At 61.8% G+C, this 2628-nt stretch carries 3 protein-coding genes; all 3 read right to left on the bottom strand.

The genetic code is table 11. The features are described 5' to 3' along the window. Positions 1-27 precede the first annotated feature (27 nt). Genes tnpC through tnpA form a run of 3 tightly spaced genes read right to left on the bottom strand, consistent with a single transcriptional unit; the run spans position 28 to position 2545 of the window. Entirely contained in the window at positions 28-1827 is a 1800-nt protein-coding gene (gene tnpC, locus CR155_RS20545) for an IS66 family transposase (RefSeq protein ID WP_102071917.1), read from the bottom strand. A gap of 22 nt (positions 1828-1849) precedes the next feature. Continuing rightward, entirely contained in the window at positions 1850-2209 is a 360-nt protein-coding gene (tnpB, locus tag CR155_RS20540; RefSeq protein WP_102071916.1) for an IS66 family insertion sequence element accessory protein TnpB, read from the bottom strand. Continuing rightward, positions 2210-2545, bottom strand: coding sequence for an IS66 family insertion sequence element accessory protein TnpA (tnpA, locus tag CR155_RS20535; RefSeq protein ID WP_102071915.1), 336 nt, complete (start codon positions 2543-2545; stop codon positions 2210-2212). Positions 2546-2628 lie beyond the last annotated feature (83 nt).

The raw sequence follows: 2628 nt of genomic DNA, 5'->3' as shown, positions 1-2628 counted from the left end.
GTAAGCGATCCATGAAGCACAGGGTTTTCAGGCAGCAAGATCCATGGCAACCTGTTGGCTATCCACATTCCATGGGAGTAATGCCTCGATGTCTTCAACCGTTTTTGCCAGCGGCAACCGTTCCAGCACGTACTTAAGCCAGGTGTAGGGCTCGTGACCATTCGCCTTGGCCGTTTCGACCAACGAATAGACGACCGCGCTGGCGTGGGCGCCGCCCGGTGTGTCCGCGAACATCCAGCCCCTTCTTCCAATCACGAAGGGGCGGATGGAATTCTCGACGGCATTGTTGTCCACGGGCAGGTCACCGCGCTCGGTGTAGCGCACCAGGCGCGACCAGTATTTATTCAGGTACGCCAGCGCTTCGCCCAGCTTGGTCTTGGGCGCCACGGCTGGCAGCGCCGCATCGAGCCACTCGCGCAAGGCGGCCAGCACCGGCAGGCTGCGCGCTTGCCGGGCTTGCAAACGTTCGTCGTCAGTGGCGTCCTTGCACTCGCGCTCGATACGGTACAGGCGAGCGAAGTACTCGATGGCCTGGTCGGCGCGGCCCCGTTTTCCTTTGGTCTGGACCCGTTTGGCCTCGACGAATTTGCGGCGTGCGTGGGCCGCGCAAATCAAGTGCTCGATCCCGCCAGCGCGTACCGCCGCGTTATAACCGTCGTAGCCGTCGGTCATGAGATACCCGCGCCAGCCTTCGAGCAGGCGCAGCGGCACCTGCCCCGAGCGGCTCGGGTCGTAGTCGTACAGGATCACCGGTTTGCCCGGCGGCCCGCCGCGCTGCACCCACATGTAGCTTTGCGAGGTGGGCGCCTTATCGGGTTCCTTGAGCACCTGGACGGTGGTTTCGTCCATATGAATGACAGCCGAGTCCAGCAAGGCGTCGCGTGCCAGATTGTGCAAGGGTTGCAGCACCTTGGACACGTTGATGGCCGAGCGCGCCAGGCTCTGGCGCGGGATCTCTACACCGCTGCGCTCGAGCACGCGGCTAAAGCGATTCAGCGGCAGGCCATCGACATACTTGACTGTGAGCAGCATGGCCAGGAAGCTGGCGCTAAAGTTGCTGCGCGGCAGCGCCGTGGGCGCCACGGGCGCAATCACGGGGGCCGAGTCGCCCCCCGGACAGGCATACCGAGGCCGTATTGTGCGCAGCACCTCGATGCGCATCGGCATGATGTTCAGCTGCTCGCTGACTTCTTCGCCAATCTTGACCATGTGCTTGCCGCAGGCGCACAGACGCTCGGCTTCGGGCACGTCCAGGATAATGTCCACGCGAGGCAGTTCGGGGGGCAAGGGGCGGCGTTTGCCGCGACCCGAGGAGCGTGAGCCTGCGCCGCTTTTCTGATTGTTCTCGTCGCTGCCGTCGTCGAGCTCTTGATCGGGCGCATCGGTGCTGGCATCGGCCAACGCCTCGACTTCGTTGAACAGCAACCCCTGGCCCAGGTGCGCTTCGCTGCTGGCGGCAAACATCTTGTGGCGGGCCAGCCGAATTTCCTCCAGGAGCTTTTGCACTTGCACGGCCACTTCGATAGCGACGCGGCGATCGACTTCAGCCGTCAACTGCCGGGCCACTTCGGCCTGAACCTGACGGGCGACCTCCGCGTCAACTCGGCGGGCGACCTCGGCGTCAAGTCGACGCACTACCTCAGCGTCAACTCGGGCGCCGATATCGGCCTGCATCGTGGCGTGTGTTTCGGTCTGGACGCGCGCGCGCTCGGCGCGCAGCAGCGCTTCCAAATCACTTTGTGTTTTGGGCAGAACGGCGCGCAAACCCGGCAGAGAAAGGCCAGGTTTTAACGCTTCGCGGGCGGGCTTTTGGGCGTGAAACGGCATGCCCGTATTTTACCCGATTCTCCTATGAAACGGCCTGATAATTCAGGGTTTTATGCGGTTTATTTGCCCATAAATCGAAGCCCTCCAAGAGCCACTCCAACTCCTGCAATGTCAGGCTATGGATGGGTGCACCGCCGCCGGACTCAGGCCACGCAAAGCGCTCCTTTTCCAGCCGCTTTTGCCACAAACAGAACCCGTTTCGATGCCAATACAACGCCTTAACCTTGTTGTGCTGACGGTTCACAAAGACAAAGAGTGCATCGCCAAACGGACTCATCGCCAGCTCTTGCTCGACCAGGGCGGCCAAGCCATCGATCTGCTTCCTAAAGTCCACCGGCGCGCGACACAAATACACCGCCCCGATGCGGCTACCCGGATGCATTTAGCGCACCTGCCGGGCGACTGCCCCAGCCAAGGCAGCCAGCCACTCGGGTGTGGGCAACTGAGCAAGCTCCAAGCGTACGCCGGGCGCCACGCTTAACGAACACGGCACCGGATGAAAAACGTCGCGCACCTGCACCGGCACAAACTGGCTGCCAGCGCGTGGCGCCACCGCTGGGGCGACGACCGTACTTGATGCCGCATCCTTTATGCGCTTGCGCCAGTAGTACAACGCCGACACCGACAAGCCTTCCCGCTTGGCGTAAGCCTTGGTTTGGATGCCTTCGACGGCAATGGCTGCTAAGTGATCCGACCAGTATTGCATTCCCTTCGACATATCTGCCTGCTCCGAAATTGAACAGACTGAAGGTTGCGCCTTTCATCGAAACCCGACAAGGATGTGCTTGCTGGATCACTTAC

Origin of the sequence: Pollutimonas nitritireducens, from assembly GCF_002849615.1 — a bacterium.
Lineage (GTDB): Bacteria > Pseudomonadota > Gammaproteobacteria > Burkholderiales > Burkholderiaceae_B > Pollutimonas > Pollutimonas nitritireducens.
Note: the sequence above shows the minus strand (reverse complement) of the source record. Positions and strands in the feature narration are given on the sequence as shown.

What these genes read in the sequence shown, in the direction of transcription:
- tnpC (WP_102071917.1), bottom strand. Translation starts at nt 1,827, where the DNA reads ATGCCGTTTCACGCCCAAAAGCCCGCCCGCGAAGCGTTAAAACCTGGC.
- tnpB (WP_102071916.1), bottom strand. Translation starts at nt 2,209, where the DNA reads ATGCATCCGGGTAGCCGCATCGGGGCGGTGTATTTGTGTCGCGCGCCG.
- tnpA (WP_102071915.1), bottom strand. Translation starts at nt 2,545, where the DNA reads ATGTCGAAGGGAATGCAATACTGGTCGGATCACTTAGCAGCCATTGCC.